At 35.9% G+C, this 18,162-nt stretch carries 22 protein-coding genes and 2 pseudogenes; 16 read left to right on the forward strand and 8 right to left on the reverse strand.

Annotated features, from left to right (window positions below):
• Window positions 1–14 precede the first annotated feature (14 nt).
• From ACZ76X_RS20045 to phnA, 6 genes are all read left to right on the forward strand, one after another.
• A complete protein-coding gene (locus ACZ76X_RS20045; RefSeq protein WP_000248590.1) occupies window positions 15–323 on the forward strand; it encodes a YuzD family protein in 309 nt (102 codons plus the stop codon).
• Window positions 292–1,170 (forward strand): nucleotidyltransferase domain-containing protein, encoded by an 879-nt coding sequence (locus ACZ76X_RS20050; protein WP_479851480.1) that lies wholly within the window; start codon window positions 292–294, stop codon window positions 1,168–1,170. The genes ACZ76X_RS20045 and ACZ76X_RS20050 overlap by 32 nt, the downstream gene beginning before the upstream one ends.
• A gap of 97 nt (window positions 1,171–1,267) precedes the next feature.
• Complete coding sequence (locus ACZ76X_RS20055; protein WP_479851481.1) at window positions 1,268–1,945, forward strand: CPBP family intramembrane glutamic endopeptidase; 678 nt, start codon at window positions 1,268–1,270, stop codon at window positions 1,943–1,945.
• A gap of 298 nt (window positions 1,946–2,243) precedes the next feature.
• Complete coding sequence (locus tag ACZ76X_RS20060) at window positions 2,244–3,026, forward strand: DUF2628 domain-containing protein (RefSeq protein ID WP_479851482.1); 783 nt, start codon at window positions 2,244–2,246, stop codon at window positions 3,024–3,026.
• 75 nt (window positions 3,027–3,101) lie between these two features.
• Window positions 3,102–3,770, forward strand: a complete 669-nt coding sequence (locus ACZ76X_RS20065; RefSeq protein ID WP_479851483.1) for a hypothetical protein — start codon at window positions 3,102–3,104, stop codon at window positions 3,768–3,770.
• A 203-nt stretch (window positions 3,771–3,973) separates the two neighbouring features.
• Window positions 3,974–4,315: an alkylphosphonate utilization operon protein PhnA gene (gene phnA, locus ACZ76X_RS20070; protein ID WP_000212737.1), complete on the forward strand. Its 342-nt coding sequence runs from the start codon at window positions 3,974–3,976 to the stop codon at window positions 4,313–4,315.
• A gap of 174 nt (window positions 4,316–4,489) precedes the next feature.
• Here the strand turns inward: phnA and ACZ76X_RS20075 are convergent, their stop codons facing one another.
• The 4 genes from ACZ76X_RS20075 to ACZ76X_RS20090 all read right to left on the reverse strand — a co-directional run bounded on the left by ACZ76X_RS20075 (window position 4,490) and on the right by ACZ76X_RS20090 (window position 7,459).
• Window positions 4,490–5,287, reverse strand: a complete 798-nt coding sequence (locus ACZ76X_RS20075) for an ABC transporter permease (RefSeq protein WP_479851484.1) — start codon at window positions 5,285–5,287, stop codon at window positions 4,490–4,492.
• Complete coding sequence (locus tag ACZ76X_RS20080; RefSeq protein WP_479851485.1) at window positions 5,271–5,930, reverse strand: ABC transporter ATP-binding protein; 660 nt, start codon at window positions 5,928–5,930, stop codon at window positions 5,271–5,273. Before ACZ76X_RS20080 ends, ACZ76X_RS20075 begins: the two co-directional genes overlap by 17 nt.
• 54 nt (window positions 5,931–5,984) lie before the next feature.
• Window positions 5,985–6,158, reverse strand: a complete 174-nt coding sequence (locus ACZ76X_RS20085; protein ID WP_142286732.1) for an aspartyl-phosphate phosphatase Spo0E family protein — start codon at window positions 6,156–6,158, stop codon at window positions 5,985–5,987.
• Between the two features lie 230 nt (window positions 6,159–6,388).
• Window positions 6,389–7,459, reverse strand: coding sequence for an NAD(P)/FAD-dependent oxidoreductase (locus ACZ76X_RS20090; RefSeq protein ID WP_000682075.1), 1,071 nt, complete (start codon window positions 7,457–7,459; stop codon window positions 6,389–6,391).
• 352 nt (window positions 7,460–7,811) lie between these two features.
• Here ACZ76X_RS20090 and ACZ76X_RS20095 point away from each other — a divergent pair, with 352 nt between their 5' ends.
• The 4 genes from ACZ76X_RS20095 (at window position 7,812) to ACZ76X_RS20110 (ending at window position 10,138) form a co-directional block, all read left to right on the forward strand.
• Window positions 7,812–8,051 (forward strand): YuzB family protein, encoded by a 240-nt coding sequence (locus ACZ76X_RS20095; RefSeq protein WP_000595026.1) that lies wholly within the window; start codon window positions 7,812–7,814, stop codon window positions 8,049–8,051.
• A 244-nt stretch (window positions 8,052–8,295) separates the two neighbouring features.
• Window positions 8,296–9,162, forward strand: a complete 867-nt coding sequence (gene dapF / locus ACZ76X_RS20100; protein WP_479851486.1) for a diaminopimelate epimerase — start codon at window positions 8,296–8,298, stop codon at window positions 9,160–9,162.
• A gap of 41 nt (window positions 9,163–9,203) precedes the next feature.
• Complete coding sequence (locus ACZ76X_RS20105; RefSeq protein WP_000573822.1) at window positions 9,204–9,557, forward strand: HesB/IscA family protein; 354 nt, start codon at window positions 9,204–9,206, stop codon at window positions 9,555–9,557.
• 227 nt (window positions 9,558–9,784) lie between these two features.
• Window positions 9,785–10,138, forward strand: a complete 354-nt coding sequence (locus ACZ76X_RS20110) for a YxeA family protein (RefSeq protein WP_479851487.1) — start codon at window positions 9,785–9,787, stop codon at window positions 10,136–10,138.
• A 27-nt stretch (window positions 10,139–10,165) separates the two neighbouring features.
• On the opposite strand, the gene ACZ76X_RS20115 is transcribed toward ACZ76X_RS20110, so the two are convergent.
• A complete protein-coding gene (locus ACZ76X_RS20115) occupies window positions 10,166–10,627 on the reverse strand; it encodes a 2-thiouracil desulfurase family protein (protein ID WP_479851488.1) in 462 nt (153 codons plus the stop codon).
• A gap of 79 nt (window positions 10,628–10,706) precedes the next feature.
• On the opposite strand from ACZ76X_RS20115, the pseudogene ACZ76X_RS20120 reads away from it, so the two are divergent.
• Together ACZ76X_RS20120 and ACZ76X_RS20125 are read left to right on the forward strand one after the other, a co-directional pair.
• Window positions 10,707–11,250: pseudogene (locus ACZ76X_RS20120) on the forward strand (helix-turn-helix domain-containing protein); the annotation flags it as partial.
• 153 nt (window positions 11,251–11,403) lie between these two features.
• Window positions 11,404–11,742 (forward strand): annotated as a pseudogene (locus tag ACZ76X_RS20125) (helix-turn-helix domain-containing protein); the annotation flags it as partial.
• A 17-nt stretch (window positions 11,743–11,759) separates the two neighbouring features.
• On the opposite strand, the gene ACZ76X_RS20130 reads toward ACZ76X_RS20125, so the two are convergent.
• The 3 genes from ACZ76X_RS20130 to ACZ76X_RS20140 form a co-directional block, all read right to left on the reverse strand.
• On the reverse strand, window positions 11,760–13,007 hold the full coding sequence (locus tag ACZ76X_RS20130) for an MFS transporter (RefSeq protein ID WP_327922662.1): 1,248 nt from the start codon (window positions 13,005–13,007) through the stop codon (window positions 11,760–11,762).
• A 175-nt stretch (window positions 13,008–13,182) separates the two neighbouring features.
• Entirely contained in the window at window positions 13,183–13,659 is a 477-nt protein-coding gene (locus ACZ76X_RS20135) for a GyrI-like domain-containing protein (protein ID WP_479851489.1), read from the reverse strand.
• A gap of 124 nt (window positions 13,660–13,783) precedes the next feature.
• Window positions 13,784–14,773, reverse strand: a complete 990-nt coding sequence (locus tag ACZ76X_RS20140; protein ID WP_000829779.1) for an NAD(P)/FAD-dependent oxidoreductase — start codon at window positions 14,771–14,773, stop codon at window positions 13,784–13,786.
• A gap of 462 nt (window positions 14,774–15,235) precedes the next feature.
• On the opposite strand from ACZ76X_RS20140, the gene ACZ76X_RS20145 reads away from it, so the two are divergent.
• The 4 genes from ACZ76X_RS20145 to ACZ76X_RS20160 all read left to right on the forward strand — a co-directional run bounded on the left by ACZ76X_RS20145 (window position 15,236) and on the right by ACZ76X_RS20160 (window position 18,103).
• Window positions 15,236–16,444: an NAD(P)/FAD-dependent oxidoreductase gene (locus tag ACZ76X_RS20145; RefSeq protein WP_142337708.1), complete on the forward strand. Its 1,209-nt coding sequence runs from the start codon at window positions 15,236–15,238 to the stop codon at window positions 16,442–16,444.
• Between the two features lie 125 nt (window positions 16,445–16,569).
• Complete coding sequence (locus ACZ76X_RS20150) at window positions 16,570–17,076, forward strand: NUDIX hydrolase (protein WP_479851490.1); 507 nt, start codon at window positions 16,570–16,572, stop codon at window positions 17,074–17,076.
• On the forward strand, window positions 17,073–17,390 hold the full coding sequence (locus tag ACZ76X_RS20155; protein WP_000027015.1) for a YuiB family protein: 318 nt from the start codon (window positions 17,073–17,075) through the stop codon (window positions 17,388–17,390). Before ACZ76X_RS20150 ends, ACZ76X_RS20155 begins: the two co-directional genes overlap by 4 nt.
• Before the next feature lie 86 nt (window positions 17,391–17,476).
• Complete coding sequence (locus ACZ76X_RS20160; protein ID WP_479851491.1) at window positions 17,477–18,103, forward strand: 3D domain-containing protein; 627 nt, start codon at window positions 17,477–17,479, stop codon at window positions 18,101–18,103.
• The last annotated feature ends 59 nt before the right edge of the window (window positions 18,104–18,162 follow it).

Here is an 18,162-nt window from a genome sequence, read left to right on the forward strand (position 1 = left end):
GTGGGGGAGAAGAAATGGTTAATGTGCAAGTGTATGGGACGAAAGTAATTTGTGCGAGCTGCGTTGGAATGCCATCTTCAACAGAAACGTTTGAGTGGTTACAAGCGGCAATTGGTCGTAAATATGAAGGACAAGAAAATAAATTTAATTTCGAGTATATCGATTTCCAAGAAGAACAAGAAGATGAAGATAAAAAAGCATTCGCAGAGCGCGTAGTGGAGGAAGATTTATTTTATCCGGTCGTTCTTGTAAATGGAGAAATTGTTGGAGAAGGAAATCCTCGTTTGAAGGATGTTTACGAAGAAATCGAGAAATATTTATAAAGCAGGAAGTCTTTGCGAATTTGCAAAGGCTTTTTTTATTGGAGGGATAGATGTGAAAAATGGAGTGAAGCATGCGTTACCAACGGAAGTACAACAGTTAATGGAGCGGTACACAATAGAATTAAAAGAAATTTTTTTAGATGAAAAATTAGTCGGCGTATATATTTACGGGTCCATCGCACTCGGTGCATTTCATGCAGAAACGAGCGATGTTGATTTTGTTACGGTAATAAATGATTCCGTGAATGAAGCTGAAAAACAGCAACTCGTAGAACTTCATAAGAAACTTAGTGATAGTACGTTAGGGAAAAGAATGGATGGTATGTATATTCCGCTTGCTGATTTAGGGAAATACAATGATGAACTGAATGAGTACGTATATTGTGCAGATGGTAAAGCGAATGTAGGTCATTGGGATATTAATGCGGTTACATGGTGGACATTGAAAAATCAAGGTATTACAGTAATCGGGAAAGAAGCGGAAGATCTTTCGTTTCAAATAAGGTGGGATGATGTAGTCAATACGATGAAATACAACGTAGAACAGTACTGGAGTGGAAAGGCGAAGCAGCCATATTTATTTTTTATAGAAGAGTGGGTAGAATCAGCAGTCGTTACGATGGGCCGCATTTTATATACACTGGATCATAAAACAATCGTTTCAAAAGATAGAGGATTGCAATACTTGTCAGAACGTTCAGGGGAAGAATGGGAGATTTTATTAAAAGAAGTAGCAAGAATACGGAAAAATCCAAAAGAAAAGCGAATGCTCTCAAGATGGAGAAGGGCAGATATGACGAGGAAGTACTTACTGCACTTAATTGAAACGTGTAGAGAGAAATGGTAGGGAAAAAACAGACGATACAGTAGATTGTATCGTCTGTTTTTGTGTTAAAAATGGTATATAATGGTTTAAAAGGTTTAATTATACTGGAGGGGATAGGGTGAATACAGAATTAGCTACATATGAAAAAAAGAATGTAGTAATGAGTATACGCGAAGTAATTAGCATGATAATAATTATTTTTGGGGTAATGTATGGAATGGGTTTTTTGAACCTTATATATGACTCTTCCTTATATCCAGGGTATGTAGATCATCTTATTCCACCTGTAACGTTTCTCACTATTATTTTAATATACTCACCAGCAAGAAATTACTGCGTGCATTTATTAAAATCAATACAGTTCAATAATTTTAAGCATTATGTAACAATAGTAATGACGATGATCGTACTGCTTATATATCTTGCGGTATTAAATTTAGTTTTACCACATGGGCTTCGTGTGGATGAATCTAATCTAGTAATAGAACCTACTAAAAGTGAAATCATTGTATATGTAGTTGTACTCACGATTTTCGCACCGATTTGGGAAGAGCTTGTATTCCGAGGTATGTTTTTTATGAAATTATCTCAGCGTTTCTCTACACTGAGTAGTGCCGTTATAAGTGCTTTCATATTTACTTTAGGTCATCCCCTTACAGTAGGTAGTGTTTTATATATTTGGGGTATAGGTGTATGTTTAGCCTACACATATAAGAAAACAAATAATTTACTCGTCCCATGGGGGATTCATTTATTAAATAATGCATTTTTTATATTAGTAAATTTTCAACTGTAAAAAGACGTCCTTTTTGAAAAGGGCGTCTTTCATATTTTGTAGAGGAAAGATAATACGAAACATGGATAGTTTCATGTGAAACATTTTTATTATCAAATATACAAAATGATTAACTTAGTGTATTAAATATATCATTCATAAGTATTCTAATATATTTAAAAATAAAATGGAATAATAAACGGATAATTGTCGGATTATATTCGATTTTCGTTCATTTTTATGAAATATATGTACTTTTTGTTAGATTCCTTCTTTTTATTTCTATAAAATACATGTATGTAGAAATAAGAAAAGGATGATGTACGTGAAGGACACTGTTTTACAAGAAACAATTTCTCCGCAACAGTTACATACAGTCGTTCAAAAGAATACGGCGTATTATGACTTTAAGTGGGGAAAAGTAGAAAATCCAGCGCAAGGAAATACGTGGAATTGGGTAGCCTTTTTCTTCCCAATTTTTTGGTTAGCTTATCGTAAAATGTATAAGTTGTTTATTATACTTACGTTATTGGCGGTACCTACTTTCATTATAGCTACTTTTATTGATATACCAATGTGGATAGATTTTATCATATATGCTGGAACGATGCTGTTTACTGGATGGCAAGGAAATCGATTGTATTATAAGCATGTTATCCGTATTTTACATAAAGTAGAAGATGTACCTGAGTATAAGAAAGAGTATTATTTACAATCAAAAGGCGGCGCTCATATCGGGCTTATGATTGGTTTGCAAGCGATAGTATTTGTATTGTTTGCAGGTGCTAGCTTTGGTTTATCTTATGTACCAACTGAACCTAATATTAAAAACGTTGTTCGCCTAAGCCTTGAAGGAGAGGCTTTAGAGTCTATTACAGATAAGCCAAATTGGAAGTATGTAAAGAAAGAAAAGGATTATGACGTAGTAGAATTTACTGGTTATGATTATGAAGAAAAGAAAAACGTGAAAATTAAATTCGCTGTATACTTAAATGATGATTATTTTGAATGGCAAGAAGTGTATGTAAATAATAAAAAGTTAAGTGAAGAAGAAGTAGAAGAATATCAAATGTACGTTGAAGAAAATATGTGGTTTTTCTAGAGAGAAACTCGTTTATTTTGAAAAGAAGAATCTTGTGAAGGTTCTTCTTTTTATATGTTAGGAGGAAAAGGTAGTATGGTAGATGTTCATTTTTATGATTGGGCTAAGAAACGTCCTAAAAAACATTATAATCGATTACATGAAATGAGAATTTTTGAATTGATTTTTTCAAAGAAGTTAAGTAGCTTGGATCTTGGATTAGAAAATATAGATATATATTGCCTAGCAAACCCTAATGAAGATCTCTCTTATGAACTATATGAGGCTCTGGAGAAGATTCGTATATTCGTACCTTATGATTATATGCAATTTTTAAATTTGGAATCAGTTGAGGAGAAGTATAAGCATTTTTGTGAGTTGGTACACCTCTACGTTGTACCAGCTATTGAAAAATATTCAAAAATATCATCAGAAATGATTAAAGAGTATGTGAATGAAGCGCTTCAAGAAATAGAGAAAGAGAATTACGAGATTGTGTTCTTAGTGGATAAAACACCGAAGAAGAGCCCGAGCCGAAAGAAAACGGCTATATTAAAAGGAATTCATCGCTCAGAAGGATTTCAGCTAATGTGTGAAGTGTATAACGATAAAGGACTCAGAGTGGTAAATAAATTGCTCGTAGAAGAAGTAGGGAATGAAGTAGTCTATTCTAGGTTTTTAGGCAAACTAAAATGGGAAAATGAGCAATTAATAGTAGTGAAATCTAAGACGAGCAGCTGGATGGAAGAAGTACATGTCGAATAAGCGAATTAATGAAAAGTGTGAATACAAAACACCATACGAATTGAAATTTTGTAAAATACAATAAAAAATGAGAATTTGAGGTAGGCTTGTCAATAACGTGAGACTATGGCACTATAAAGAAATGCTGTACAAATTTTATTTATCGAGATGTAAACATCAATTTTGATTTTTACGTATAAATAATGAACGGAGGAAATGAATTTATGGCTACTTTACCAAATTGTCCAAAATGTAATTCAGAATATACGTATGAGGATGGCGTTCTTTTCGTATGTCCTGAGTGTGCTCATGAGTGGGGCCAAGAAGCAGAAGCTGAAAATAATGATGGTGCAAAAGTTGTAAAAGATGCGAACGGAAACGTTCTTCAAGACGGCGATGCTGTTACTGTTATTAAAGATTTAAAAGTAAAAGGAACTTCTTCAGTTGTGAAGATCGGTACGAAAGTAAAAAGTATCCGTCTAGTTGATGGCGATCACGATATTGATTGCAAAATCGACGGTTTCGGAGCGATGAAGTTAAAATCACAATTCGTTAAGAAGGCGTAAGTAAAAAGAGGAGGCGAGTAGCCTCCTCTTTTTTATTGTCATTTTTTGTCGGTAAGTCGATATTCCTTGTCGAATCGTCGATATATTTCAAAAATCATTGATATATTTTGAGTTACGATAGATATATTCGAAAAATCGTCGATATAATTTCATTTACCATGAACAGTTCACGATTTACCGCCTGCCATGATCAACTTCTTTCAACTGACACCGCTTATTAAAGAAGGTCTTATATCCAAGCTGTAAAAAGATAATGACAGCAAAGGCAGTGCTTCCTGAAATCCCAAGTATAATAGCAATTTGATATTGAATAGCTGTAAATGGTGATACACCAGATAAGATTTGACCGGTCATCATGCCCGGTAAGCTTATAATTCCCATTCCGACCATAGAATTGATTGTTGGTAAAATAGCAGAGTCAAAAGCTTCGCGTATGAGCGGAGCAGCGGCTTCTTTCGGTGTTGCGCCGAGCATAAGTGCTCCTTCAATTTGACCTCTTTGTGATTTCATATTGTTTAAGAACGTATTTGCACCGAGAGAAACACCTGTCATCGCATTCCCAACTAACATTCCGGTAATAGGAACGATATATTGCGGTGCATACCACGGGTCATGACCGATAATAACAAAGATAAATAGTAGAAGTGGTCCAATTGATCCGGCAACCATGGAAAGCGCGGCTACTCGTTTTAAATCTTTTGACATTGGGATGTTGACTCGTTTATAAATATTAAAAATTGCAAAGGTAGTAATAGAAGTAATAAGAGCAATTGTATAAAATGGATTACTATTTTCAAATACGTATGTAAGGACATAGGCAACAAGTACGAGCTGAATCGTCATACGGAACGTTGCGAGTGCAATTTGTTTTTCGCGTGGTATTCCTTTTAATTTTACAAGTCCAATTAATATAAGAATAAAAATATATGCAGCGGCAAGTTGCCAAATTTGGAGTTCAATAACGCCCTTCAACTGAGAGCACTTCCTTTCTAGTTGCACCGTTTGCTTTGCTAATCTCAATAATATCGTCTGCAATTTCTTCTGGAAGTTGTTGTGAGTGTGTGATGAAGATAACTGTTTTGTTCTTTTCTCTTGCTAGCGTAGTAAATTGTTTCATAACACGGCGTTCTGTATCGCTATCTAGCGCCGATGTTGGCTCATCTAATAAATAAACAGGCGGATCCATAAGTACGATACGTGCAAAAGCAAGTCGTTGTTTTTCCCCACCTGATAATGAATCAGCGTTGTCTTCTAAATTTTTTTCTAAGCTAACAGTCGTTAATGCACTTCGCAAGGCATCATCATTTGGAAATGGTTTTTCAGAAAGACGAAGTCCCATTAATAGATTGTCTTTAATCGTTCCATCAAAAATAGGTGGAATTTGCCCAAGCATGACTACGTCACGTCGTAATTGAATAGGGGGATAGTCAGAAATTAGCTTTCCGTTATATTCAATTGTACCGGATGTGGGAGACTGCAAATCATTTAGCATGCGGAGCAATGTACTTTTTCCGCTCCCACTCTCACCGATAATACATGTGATTTTTTCTTTTTGAATCTGTAAATAAGGAATGTGTAATATATCTTTATATGTAACATTTTTTAATATAAACATAAATGTCTCCTTTCTGATTCTAGCTATATCGTATCAAAAAAGAGAAGGTAACGGTTATAAAGAGCAACGTTTTTTCTTCGTCTTGAGTTCTATTAATAAGTTAAGTAAACGATCTAATTCTTGGCTGAAAGAAATTACTTTATGATGAGTGAATCCATATTGTTCAACGAGATGAATCAACTCTTTCTTCTTCGCTTCTATTCGATCGTTTAGTTTCGTTAAGTTCATAAGTGAAATGGAATGCCTCCTGTAAAAGTATTTACAACACAAAAAATAAGACCGAATGGTTTCGGCCTTGAAGGAAATAAAACAACTTATAAATAGCATACACTGTTTATCGTTAGTTTTTAATATGAAAATGAAAAATAAATCATGATTCATATTGAGAAAGATGTGTCTGATAATTATATTTTAACGAATAAGAGAGGCTGCCTACTTAGTAGACAGCCTGTAAAGTATTAACCGTTATGATATTTGTACATCCAGAGGATACCGGATTTTAATAATCTCGGTACACGTCCCATTAATGGTTGGTTTGCTAGTAAACCGAAGCCGTGCTTTTTACCAAGAGAGCCGAGAACACCTTTTAATTTAATTACAGGTAGTTCGTCAGGAAGTGTTTCATTATTCCAACGTTTTAATAATATTTGGACAATTTGTTCTCCTTGACCTTCAGCAAGTTGTGCAGATGGTGCGTGTGGAAGTGCTGCGCAATCTCCTACAACATACACGTGCTCGTTATTTGGAATATTGTGATATTTTGTTAAAACAACCCGTCCGCTACCATCTTGTTCAACTGGAAGGTTTCGAACAACTTCATTTGCTTGAATACCAGCTGTCCAGACGATTGCATCACATTCAAGTGGCTCATCGTGGTTGTACACAATATTTGGCTCTACTTTTGTAATGTTAGAGTTTCGTATAATAGTAACTTTATGTTTTACGAACCATTCTTCTACATATCTACTTAACTTCTCTGGGTATGGGAATAGAATTCTATCTTTTCGATCAAATAAGTAGATTTTTAAATCAGAACGACTCTCGCGAAGTTCACTTGCAACTTCAACGCCGCTTAATCCAGCACCAACGACAGCTACTGTTGCATTTGGTTCTAGACTATTTAATTGTTCATATGTTTTACGTGTTTGTTCAATTGATTGTAGGCTATGTGTATATTCCTTCGCCCCAGGAACGTTATGATATTTATCCTCACAGCCAAGACCGATAATTAAATCATCATATTGGATCGCTTCGCCGCCATCGAGATGAACAGCTTTTTCTTCGAGATCAATATTTGTTACTGTGCCGTATTGAATATTGAGGCGTGGGTGTTCAGGAAACGGTATACGAATATGCGTTTCTGAAATAGTACCCGCAACTAATGCATAATATTCAGTTTTGAAACAATGATATGGTACTTTGTCGATTAATGTCACTTGTACATCATCTGGAAGTTGGTTGCTTGGAAGTAGCCGCTGCAGAATTCTCATTCCACCGTAGCCGCCACCTAATATTACGAGGTGTTTCATGATGGATTACCCCTTTTCTGTTGAAATATCCCCTAATCATAAAATTTTATATTAATAAAATATTTTGACTTTACTCAATCAAATTATATCGAATTTGTGAACAAATAACAATGCATGAATGAATACTCTGTTGTACAATAAGAAGAAAAGTAGAGTAAACTGTATTCCTTATTTAGTTACCATTTCATCGCAAATAGCATGTTATATAGAAGGAATCATCTATTTTGAAGTGAAATAATGAAGTAACTAAATAGTTTAGAAGGTGTAATGAAAACAACAAGAAACAGCTTAGTTTTTTTCTTATAGATGAAGTCAGAAAGTAATTTGTTTTGTAGGTACAGGGGGGAGAATTTTGATTAAACCATTAATTGAATTTTGTGTAGGTAACCTTGCAAGTGGTTCACAAGCAGCTTTAGAGAAATTAGAAAAAGATCCGAATTTAGATGTAATGGAGTATGGTTGTTTAGGGTATTGTGGTATTTGTTTTGAAGGACCGTTTGCACTTGTAAATGGTGAAGTAGTACAAGGTGCTACAGTAGAAGAACTTGTTAATAATGTATATGAGTATTTAGATGAAAATCCAATGTTTTAAGGTGTTGCAATCGGCAGCACCTCTTTCTTTTTCTATGAGATAAAATTTTGTTTCACAGGAGAGGATAATATTGTGTGTAAATAAAAAAAGGCCCTTTTAGAAGGGCTTTTTTCTTACACAATTTGCGCAAGAATGGCTCATCGCCAAATGTCGTCAAATATGAGAAACGGGGGACATTCATATTGTGTTCTAAAAGCGTGCATTTTATACTTGAAATAACAAATTATTTTTGGAGTGAATACAAATGAGCCGATTTTCTTTTACAAAAATGCATGGTCTTGGCAATAGTTATATATATGTAAATATGTTTGAAGAACAAATCCCTGAAGAAGACTTAGCTCTTGTGGCGGAAAAGGTTTCAAATATTAATACTGGTATTGGAGCAGATGGAATGATTTTAATTTGTCCATCTGAAGTAGCTCCGGTGAAAATGCGCATGTTTAATAATGATGGATCAGAAGGAAAGAGCTGTGGTAATGGTTTACGCTGCGTAGCGAAATATGCGTATGAGCATAAACTAGTAGAAGATACAGTTTTCACAATTGAAACGTTAGCTGGCATTGTAACGGCGGAAGTAACGGTAGAAGAAGGGAAAGTTACATTAGCGAAAATCGATATGGGAGCACCGCGTTTAAAGCGTGAAGAAATACCGATGCTTGGTGAAGGTGAAACACCATTTATTCGTGAAAACTTCTTATACAATAATCATCGTTATGCATTTACAGCTGTTTCAATGGGGAATCCGCATGCGGTTATTTTTGTGGATGATGTAGAACAAGCACCTCTTACAACACTTGGACCAGTCCTTGAGACACATGAAATGTTTCCAGAGCGAGTAAATGTTGAGTTTATCGAAATTTTGAATGAGGAAGAGATGAACTTCCGCGTTTGGGAACGTGGATCTGGTGTAACACAAGCTTGCGGAACGGGGGCGTGCGCTGCGGTTGTAGCCTCTATTTTAAATGGGAAAATGGAACGTGGTAAGGAAATTACAGTTCATTTAGCTGGCGGCGATTTAATGATTGCATGGACAGAAGAAGGCAATGTGTTAATGAAAGGACCAGCGGAAGTAATTTGCCGCGGAGTGTATGAGTACAAGATAGAAGCGTAAAGATGTATAATAGAATGAGAACAGAAAGGATGGTGTATTTCATGATTGAAGTTACAGAACAAGCAGCTTTTCAAATTAAAGATATGTTAAAAGATGCTGAAGATGGAGAGAAGTACGTGCGCCTTGCTGTACATGGCGGCGGATGTAGTGGTCTTTCTTACGGATTAGGATTTGAAGTGGAACCAAAAGAAGACGACACAGTTCTTGAGTTTTTCGGTGTCGAATTTGTTATCGATAAAGAAAGTGCTCCTATTGTTAAAGGAGTAAAAATTGATTATAAACAATCTATGCTTGGCGGCGGATTCACAATTGATAATCCAAACGCAATCGCATCATGCGGATGTGGATCATCATTCCGTACAGCGACGAATGCTGGTAAGCCAGAAGAGTGCTAAGTTTTTAGCAGAAATAGAGAAAGACCTTTTTAGCGATGAAATAAAATCGTTAAGGAGGTCTTTTCTTTTGCCGTGAAAGTCCAATTAGTAAGGGAATGACAGTCTCCAAAGTGAAGAGATAATTATTATCTTACAAAAGTGTAATGTTCATGTCATGTTTTTGAATTTCTTCACTAAAGCTTAGGCTTTAAGATAACAATATAAGAAAAACACATGAGGTGAAGGAAATGAAAAGATATATTGCACTTTTTAGTATTTTAGTTGTATTTGCAAGCCTTTTAGTTGGCTGTGATTTAAATCGTATGGGTAAGGACGAGTATTACGTTCAAATTACAGTAGATGGAAAAGAATATAATGGTAAAGCCGATAATGGTCAGCCGTATAAAGATTACGAATATAAACTAACTGGTTTTGATAAGGAAGGTAAAGAGAAAGAATTAGAATTTACTGCACAAAAAAACTTACGTAAAGATGCATTCTTACGCGTATACAATTCAGATAAAAAAGGTGTAACAGCTTGGGAAGAAGTAAAGAAAGATGAGCTTCCTGCAAAAGTGAAAGAAAAATTAGGGGCGAAATAAGAAAGAAAAAGGAATTGACGAACAGGGTCAATTCCTTTTTATATTCTCAAAATCCTCTTCTGAAATGACTTTCAATCCATGTCTTTTGAATAAAGCGGTTGTTACCCCGTAACCAGTCTGTTTATTCCCGTTAAATTCTCCAGTGTAAATTGTAGAACTACCACAAGATGGGCTACGTTCTTTTAAAATAATATATTCTGGGTGTAAGCCTTTCAGTTGTTCCAATGCTTTATAAGCACCAGTTACGAAAGCTTCTGTAACATCTTCACCGTCTTTTGTCATCACCTTTGCTTTTCCATCTAAAACGTCATCGCCATTCCCGCCGATAATTTCAGCTGAGGGACGAGGTGTTGGCAATCCTCCTAATACTTCAGGACAAACAAGTAAGGTATCTTCACTTTGTAATAATTCCTCTATTTTTGAAACGAGATTGTCATTTCCATCATACCGACAAGCGATGCCACCTAAACAAGCACTGATTACAATCATATTTTCATCTCCAATAAAAAATATTAACTATCACGCCAATTTCTCTTCCTGCCTCTTATTTATAAGTGAGGTGATAAAAATGGGAAGCTTATATAATTTAATGAAACCATATAGTGAATTTCGAAGTAAAGAAGAGTTTAATACATATCAAAAACAAGTTTTGAAATATTATCGATTTCAATTAAATAAAACGGATACTACTATTATTCATTTTTTAGGAAAGTATGCAGTGAATGAGAAACAAAAAAACAGTAGGAGTTGCTTGTCCGTTAATGGAGACGATTGCGACGAATGTTGGAAAAAGTATTCGTACAGTACGCCGCTCTATTGCAAAGTTAGAGGAGTTAGGAATTATAAAGCGTGTTGCGACAAAAGAAAGACATAAGCACGGCGGATATAGTGCGAACTTATATGTTTTTCTTATATCTGCAATTGACCGCATGGATGACCGTATGAAAATGTCCGCATGTGAAAGTGAGAATCATGCAGCTGGCTGTAGTAAAAATGAGCAAAAAAATGAGGGGGAAACAATTTTTTCTAAAAACATTCCACAAATAAAAGAGAATAGAAAAGAAACGTACGAGCTTGATGAGACGTATTGCCGTCACGATATACCGAAGCCTTTTATCCCACTTTAATGGGCAGTAAGACCCCTACCTCAAAATACAGCGAAAGCAAAGAAGTTAGGTGGGGGATCAACTGCCCATAAAAGTCCGATTGGTGAGTGCTGATAATCAGTGGAGGATGAAGAAAACCCCCACTGATTAAAGTTTCACTTTATATACGCACTTGTGCCGATGACGCGTAATCCGAAGAAGATTAATATATTTTGGAGTAAGGTGGAACTTGCGTATAAAAAGAGCGGGTTACTAGAGCAAGGTGTGTTACTGGAGCAAATATTAGCTGATGAAGAAGTGTATGGAAACTTCATTTGGCGAGTGAAGATTGTTGTGAGAGCGTATAAGTATGGGGAAATCCGTAAAAATGTGAAGGCTCTTTTATATAGTACAGTGCGGGATCTATTTTTAGAAGTTGGATTAGAATGGGGAGCAGCTATGAGAAGAAGTAAGGGAGTATCGTTATTTGATCCGTCTAAAAAAGAGCCATGCGTCTAACACATGACTCCAAGTAGCTAATCAAACTTTCTTACAACTGGAACACGAATCGCTACAAATAGTACGAAGACGATAACGGCAATTGCACCACTTTTCATAACGGTTACGATCGGAATTCCTATTGCAAGCGCGATTGATGTGAATGCATAAGAAAGCGGAATAAAGCCCATGGATGATAGCATAAGTAAACTCATTACGCGTCCCATCATTTCTTCTTTTACTGTCGATTGAATCATCGCCATAAGTGGAACGATTGCCATTGCGATTGTAATACCGTAAAACATGCCAGCTAATAATGCTTGCCAAAGTACGGTGCTAAAGTTGATGGATAAGAAGAATACACCAGACAGTAGCATCATGATAATGCAAAATAGACCGCGTCTACGATTAATATTTTTTAAACCGACAATGACAGCGCCTATCGCCATTCCACCTCCTACAGATGCTTCTAAGTAACTAAACTGAAGCGAGTCACCGTGCAGAACATTTTTTATGAAGAGCGGGAAACCGACTTGCATCGGACCGATTAAAAATAAGTTTAAAAAGGCGCTACAAATAAGGAAAGTTGAAAGGAATGGTGATTCCTTTACATATAAGATTCCTTCTTTAATAGAAGTGAACATGCTTTTGTCTGTATTTTGCTGCTCTGGCATTGTAAATTGTATTTTTTGAACGAGTATGGCTGCGACGATCAGCAATAAAATCGTGATCGAAAAGATCGTTTCATAGTTCGTAAATTTGATAAGAATGCCGCCAAGTACAGGGCCTAAAATAACCGATGCTTGGTTCGTCATTTGTGTAAGTGAGTTTGCTTGTGTTAGACGGCTTTTTTCTACAAGTTCAGGTAAGATAGATCCATCAGCTGACCAGAAAAAAGCATCAGCGAGTCCAAAGAATAAAGCGAATAAAGCAAATGTATATAGTGTTACATCACCTACGATGAACCATGTAAGAATAGTCGCGACGAGAATTGCACGAATAATATTAGAATAAAACATAATGTTTTTTTTCGGGAATTTATCAGCTACAGCGCCGCCGATAATCATAAAAATAAGCCTTGGAACACTAAGAGCTACGAAAACAACACCGAGTGAAGCCTCAAGGTTTAATGTTTTTGCTATGTACCACGTTTGTGAAAAAGTAAAAAAGGCTAAAGCAAAACTTGAAAAGAGTGTAGCTGCCCAAAGAAAAAGGAAATTCGTATTTTTTAATAACGGTTTTCCGCTTCCCTCTAAAGCAGATTTATTTTGTTGTAGTTCTTCCATATTGCTTCCTTTCTATACGACAAATTTAAACTAAAAAACTTGTTAACAATCACTTTATACAGTTTCTAATATTTCTATACTGCACTTTCTCATTGTAGACAATAATGTGGAATTTGCACAGTGGCTATTTAACGACAAAAAAGAAGATACCATTTGGTATCTTCTTTTTTGTCGTTCAGGCTAATGCAATATAAATATCTAATTGTGCGTTAGTTGGATCTGTTGCTTTTTCATCATAAAGCTCAAAGTCTGTTGTAAAAGCACGTTTGTTTTCTTTTGACCATTTCCAAATATATTCCCAAGCTTCGCAAACGACTTCAGCCACTGGCCCCTTTCTGGTTGTAAATACCGCATACGTAGCAGCAGGTATTGTTAAAGTTGTCATATTTTCAGGAATGTCTTCTAATGAAGAAACAGGCATGCCAATTGTGTATTTATATGTACCTGTTTCATCCGATTCGTAATTTGAGTAGAAAGCGAATGTTTCTTTCGTTTGTTGATTTGGGATGTGATGCATGATTTGTTCTTGGAAGTATTGGTTCCAAAGCCCGGGAATTTTTCCTTCAGTAGATGCCTCTATTTCATTTGTCGTTGTAATCGAAACGCCGATTGCTTGGAAAGCTTCTTTTTTTACGATAATAGGTTCTTTCATTTTAAAATATCCCCCTCATTAAATGGAACGTTTGTTCTTGTTTATTGTAACATATTTTGGAAAGAAACGGTAGCGTAATAAAAAAGAACTCCTTTGTATAAAAGGAGTTCTTTTCATTTCTATATTAAAACATGCTAGAGCTGTGCATCGGTTGAAGTTTTGCGTTTGGATCAAAGTAAGCTTTTGCATTGTTTACTGCTGTTGGTGCTTCACCGAAGCCGCAAGCAATGAGTTTTACTTTACCTTCATATGTACAAATGTCACCAGCAGCATAAATGCCAGGAATATTTGTTTCCATTTTCGAGTTCACGAGAATGCTGTTTTTTTGTATATCTAAGCCCCAGTTTTTAATTGGGCCAAGGGAAGAAACGAAGCCGTAGTTTACGATTACATCATCAACATCGATGATAATTTTTTCTTCCGTTTTTACATGCTGAAGAACGACTTGTTCAATTTTGTCATCTCCAATGAGTTCTACTGGAACGTACGGTGTACTTACTTCTGCACGAGAATTCATTAAGCTTTCTACGCTATGTTCATGTGCACGGAATTTATCACGGCGATGAACGATTGTAACTTTATCAGCGATTGGCTCTAACATCATTGTCCAATCAACAGCTGAATCGCCGCCGCCAAATACTACGACGCGCTTACCAGCAAATTTATTCATATCATCAACGAAATAATGTAAGTTTTTCTTTTCATACTTTGCTGTACCTTCTAATTCTAAGCGGCGTGGTTGGAAAGCACCATTGCCAGCAGTAATAATAACTGATTTGGAATAGTGAGTTTGCTTATTCGTAACAAGTTTAAATATACCGTCAGCTTGTTTTTCAAGTGTATCAACAGCTTCTTCTAAACAAACGGTTGGATCAAATTTCTTCATTTGCTCTTTTAAGTTATCAACTAATTCTTGTGCGCGCACTTTTGGAAATCCAGCTACATCATAAATGTATTTTTCAGGGTATAGTGCGGATAATTGTCCTCCAAGTTGAGGTAAGCTTTCAATGATTTTGACACTTGCTTGTCTCATACCGCCATAAAATGCTGTGAACAGCCCTGTTGGACCACCACCAATAATTGTTATGTCGTAAACTTTTTGATTTTCTGCCACTTTCATTCCCCCTATAGATGGAATTTTGATATTGATTTCATATATTGTTCATATGTACACGAAAATCCTGCAAATGATGACACATTCAAATAAATGATAGCATATTTGAGTTCATAATACTTCTGAAAACGACTGAATTGTGTGTAAGTTTTCGCATAGATGCTTTTTCAATTGTATAAAATATGGTGAAAGGAAAATACATGAAAAAAAGGCTGAAAAACCCTTGAAAACGCTATGTTATTTTAAAATATTGATAATTCTCCAGACGCTTGAATTCTGGAATAAAACCGACTAATATAGGGAAGTATTATGTTAAATTTCTATGACAAAATTCGTACGATTTTTTGAATGCGTTTTGTTATGATATAGAATGTGATAAATTCCACATTCTTGACAAATAGAGTTTTTAGTAATTGGTATTATTTTTCATTACTATTATATAAAGAAAAGGGTTGTGATTTGGTGAAGACTCCAAAAATCGTAGTTTTAGGTGCAGGTTATGGCGGGATGATTACGACTGTTCGTCTGCAAAAAGCATTATCTGTAAATGAAGCTGAAATTACGTTAGTAAACAACAACAGCTATCACTACCAAGCGACTTGGTTACATGAGAGCGCAGCTGGTACATTACAAGATGAAAAAATCTGTCTAGATATTCAAGACGTTATTGATACAAATAAAGTGAACTTTGTACAAGATACGGTAGTAGAAATTAAAGCTGCTGAAAAACGCATCATATTAAAAGATGGCGAGTTAGAGTATGATTACTTAGTAATCGGTCTTGGGTTCGAATCAGAAACATTTGGAATTACAGGATTAAAAGAGCATGCATTCTCAATCGCTAACATTAATGCAACTCGTGAAATTCGTGAGCATATGGAAGCTAGTTTCGCTAAATATGCAACTGAAAAGCGCGATGAGTTAGTAACAATCGTTGTTGGTGGTGCTGGATTTACTGGTATCGAGTACGTAGGTGAGCTTGCAAACCGTGTTCCTGAACTTTGCAAAGAGTACAATGTACCACGTGAAAAAGCACGCATCATATGTGTAGAAGCTGCTCCAACAGCACTTCCAGGTTTCGATCCAGCGTTAGTAGAATACGCTGTGAAACAACTTGAGAAAAAAGGTGTAGAATTCCGCATCGGTACAGCAATTAAAGAAGCAACTGAAGAAGGTATTATCGTTGCGAATGGCGATGACACTGAATTAATTAAGTCTGAAACAGTAGTTTGGGCTGCAGGTGTTCGTGGTAACGGTATTGTGGAAGAGTCTGGTTTTGAAGCAATGCGCGGACGTGTAAAAGTTGATGAGTACATGCACGCTCCAGGATACGAAGATGTATTCATGGTTGGTGACGCAGCGTTAATCATTAACGAAGAAATTAACCGTCCATACCCACCAACAGCACAGATCGCAATTCAACAAGGTTACAACATTGCGCACAATCTAACTGTGTTAGTTCGTGGTAAAGGCGAAATGAAAAAATTCGTATTCGACAATAAAGGATCTGTATGTTCTTTAGGTCATGACGATGCAATGGGCGTTGTTATGGGCAAAAAGTTAACAGGTTGGAAAGCTTCCTTCATGAAGAAAGTTATCGATAACCGTTACCTATTCTTATTAGGTGGACCTTTATTAGTTCTTAAAAAAGGTAAATTGAAGTTCTTTTAATATATAGTATAGAAAAAGCAGAAACGGCTAAGAGCTGTTTCTGCTTTTTTCATTTAAAAAATATAGTATAATATATAAAAAAGAAAGAATATTCTGTCCGTTCTAGTAGAGGAGGGTATTACATCATGGAGAAACGAGGGAAAGTATGGCTAGCTGTTAGTGGCTTAGTAACTACAAAAGATGGCAGGTGGCTATTCGTTAAGAAAAAATACAGTGGATTAAAGGGGAAATGGTCTTTGCCGGCTGGTTTTGTAAATGAAGGTGAGACGGTTGATGAAGCTGTGAAACGTGAAGTGTTAGAAGAGACAGGTATTGTCGCTCATGTGAAGGGGATCATTGGTGTTCGATCGGGCGTGATTCGCAATGAGATTAGTGATAATATGATTATTTTCCTTTTGGAGCCTGAAGGGGAAGATATTATTGTACAGGAGAAGGAATTGTCTGAAGTAGCGTTTCTACATCCAGATACGGTTGCGGACGATCCAAATACGTCTGTACTTATTACATATTTGTTAGAAAGACAATCAGAATTACATCTTGAAATGGACAAAACATTAAATCCAGGAGAGCAGTTTGGTTATACAGCCTATCACGTATTTACGGCGCATACGAAGGAGAGGGAGAAAGAGTGAGTATACCGGTACTACTTATTTCAATGATGTTATTTTTCATTTTGTTTTTTGGAATTGGATTTTTACTCAACATGATATTGCGAGCGACATGGGTAATGGTTATTGTATATCCAATTGTTTGTATGCTTATTATTAATAAGGCGAGTATGTGGGATTACTTTTCAAAGCCAAAAGAAACATTCTCTTCATTTGGGACAAGTGTATCGCATTTAGGACAAGCGGATGTATTTATTTTATCTACTGGATTAGTAGGTGCTGCTTTAGCAGGAATCGTAATTAAGAAACTTCGGAAAAGCGGATATCAAATGTTTTAATCTCCAATTCATTTGGGGATTATTTTTTTGCATATTCCTTCATCGTATAGGGAATGATTAACGATGAAGGAGTGTGGAATATAAAAATGTTAAAACGATATTGTATTCGCATTATGATGACTTGTTTACTTGCAATCGCATTATGCGTAACATGGAATGCTTTCACAGGAGTTTCTTTATTAGAGATTGTAAAGACATATGAGGGAATGAATGCAAAAGAAGTACATGCAGCAGAAGTTAAGAGAAACGTTGCTCCGAGTAAAGAAGTGATAAATGCTTTAGAGCAGGCAAACGACTGGTCTAAATATCGTTCAATTGAAATGACTGCAACAGGTTATACATCAGGAATTGAATCAACTGGTAAGAGGCCGGGACATCCGGAGTATGGTATTACATATTCAGGTGTTAAGGCGAAAAGGGATTTATATTCCACAATCGCAGCGGACTTACGCGTATTCCCAATTGGGACAATTTTATTCGTACCAGGCTATGGATATGGTGTAGTAGCTGATAAGGGCGGTGCGATAAAAGGAAACCGTCTTGATCTGTATTATGATACGGTGAAAGATGTTTATAGCCAATGGGGGAAGAAAAAAGTAAACGTGTATGTAGTGAAAATTGGAAATGGTAAGTTTTCAGAAGAAGAGTTAACGATGTTAAATCAAGACGAAACGATGCAAGTGTTTCGTGGTCAATATTTAAAACAAAGATAGTCTAGTGGTAAGTACGCTAGACTTTTTTTATTTTATCCCAATTTAACGTGCAGTAAGCC

Source organism: Bacillus sp. BC05(2025) (assembly GCF_056725905.1).

Bases quoted from the DNA above. Each gene is read 5' to 3' on its own strand.
- ACZ76X_RS20085 (WP_142286732.1), bottom strand. From the start codon at position 6,158: ATGAACTTAACGAAACTAAACGATCGAATAGAAGCGAAGAAGAAAGAG.
- ACZ76X_RS20060 (WP_479851482.1), top strand. From the start codon at position 2,244: ATGTACGTGAAGGACACTGTTTTACAAGAAACAATTTCTCCGCAACAG.
- phnA (WP_000212737.1), top strand. From the start codon at position 3,974: ATGGCTACTTTACCAAATTGTCCAAAATGTAATTCAGAATATACGTAT.
- dapF (WP_479851486.1), top strand. From the start codon at position 8,296: ATGAGCCGATTTTCTTTTACAAAAATGCATGGTCTTGGCAATAGTTAT.
- ACZ76X_RS20090 (WP_000682075.1), bottom strand. From the start codon at position 7,459: ATGAAACACCTCGTAATATTAGGTGGCGGCTACGGTGGAATGAGAATT.
- ACZ76X_RS20045 (WP_000248590.1), top strand. From the start codon at position 15: ATGGTTAATGTGCAAGTGTATGGGACGAAAGTAATTTGTGCGAGCTGC.
- ACZ76X_RS20050 (WP_479851480.1), top strand. From the start codon at position 292: ATGTTTACGAAGAAATCGAGAAATATTTATAAAGCAGGAAGTCTTTGC.
- ACZ76X_RS20105 (WP_000573822.1), top strand. From the start codon at position 9,204: ATGATTGAAGTTACAGAACAAGCAGCTTTTCAAATTAAAGATATGTTA.
- ACZ76X_RS20135 (WP_479851489.1), bottom strand. From the start codon at position 13,659: ATGAAAGAACCTATTATCGTAAAAAAAGAAGCTTTCCAAGCAATCGGC.
- ACZ76X_RS20080 (WP_479851485.1), bottom strand. From the start codon at position 5,930: ATGTTTATATTAAAAAATGTTACATATAAAGATATATTACACATTCCT.
- ACZ76X_RS20065 (WP_479851483.1), top strand. From the start codon at position 3,102: ATGGTAGATGTTCATTTTTATGATTGGGCTAAGAAACGTCCTAAAAAA.
- ACZ76X_RS20115 (WP_479851488.1), bottom strand. From the start codon at position 10,627: ATGATTGTAATCAGTGCTTGTTTAGGTGGCATCGCTTGTCGGTATGAT.
- ACZ76X_RS20130 (WP_327922662.1), bottom strand. From the start codon at position 13,007: ATGGAAGAACTACAACAAAATAAATCTGCTTTAGAGGGAAGCGGAAAA.
- ACZ76X_RS20160 (WP_479851491.1), top strand. From the start codon at position 17,477: ATGTTAAAACGATATTGTATTCGCATTATGATGACTTGTTTACTTGCA.
- ACZ76X_RS20110 (WP_479851487.1), top strand. From the start codon at position 9,785: ATGAAAAGATATATTGCACTTTTTAGTATTTTAGTTGTATTTGCAAGC.
- ACZ76X_RS20150 (WP_479851490.1), top strand. From the start codon at position 16,570: ATGGAGAAACGAGGGAAAGTATGGCTAGCTGTTAGTGGCTTAGTAACT.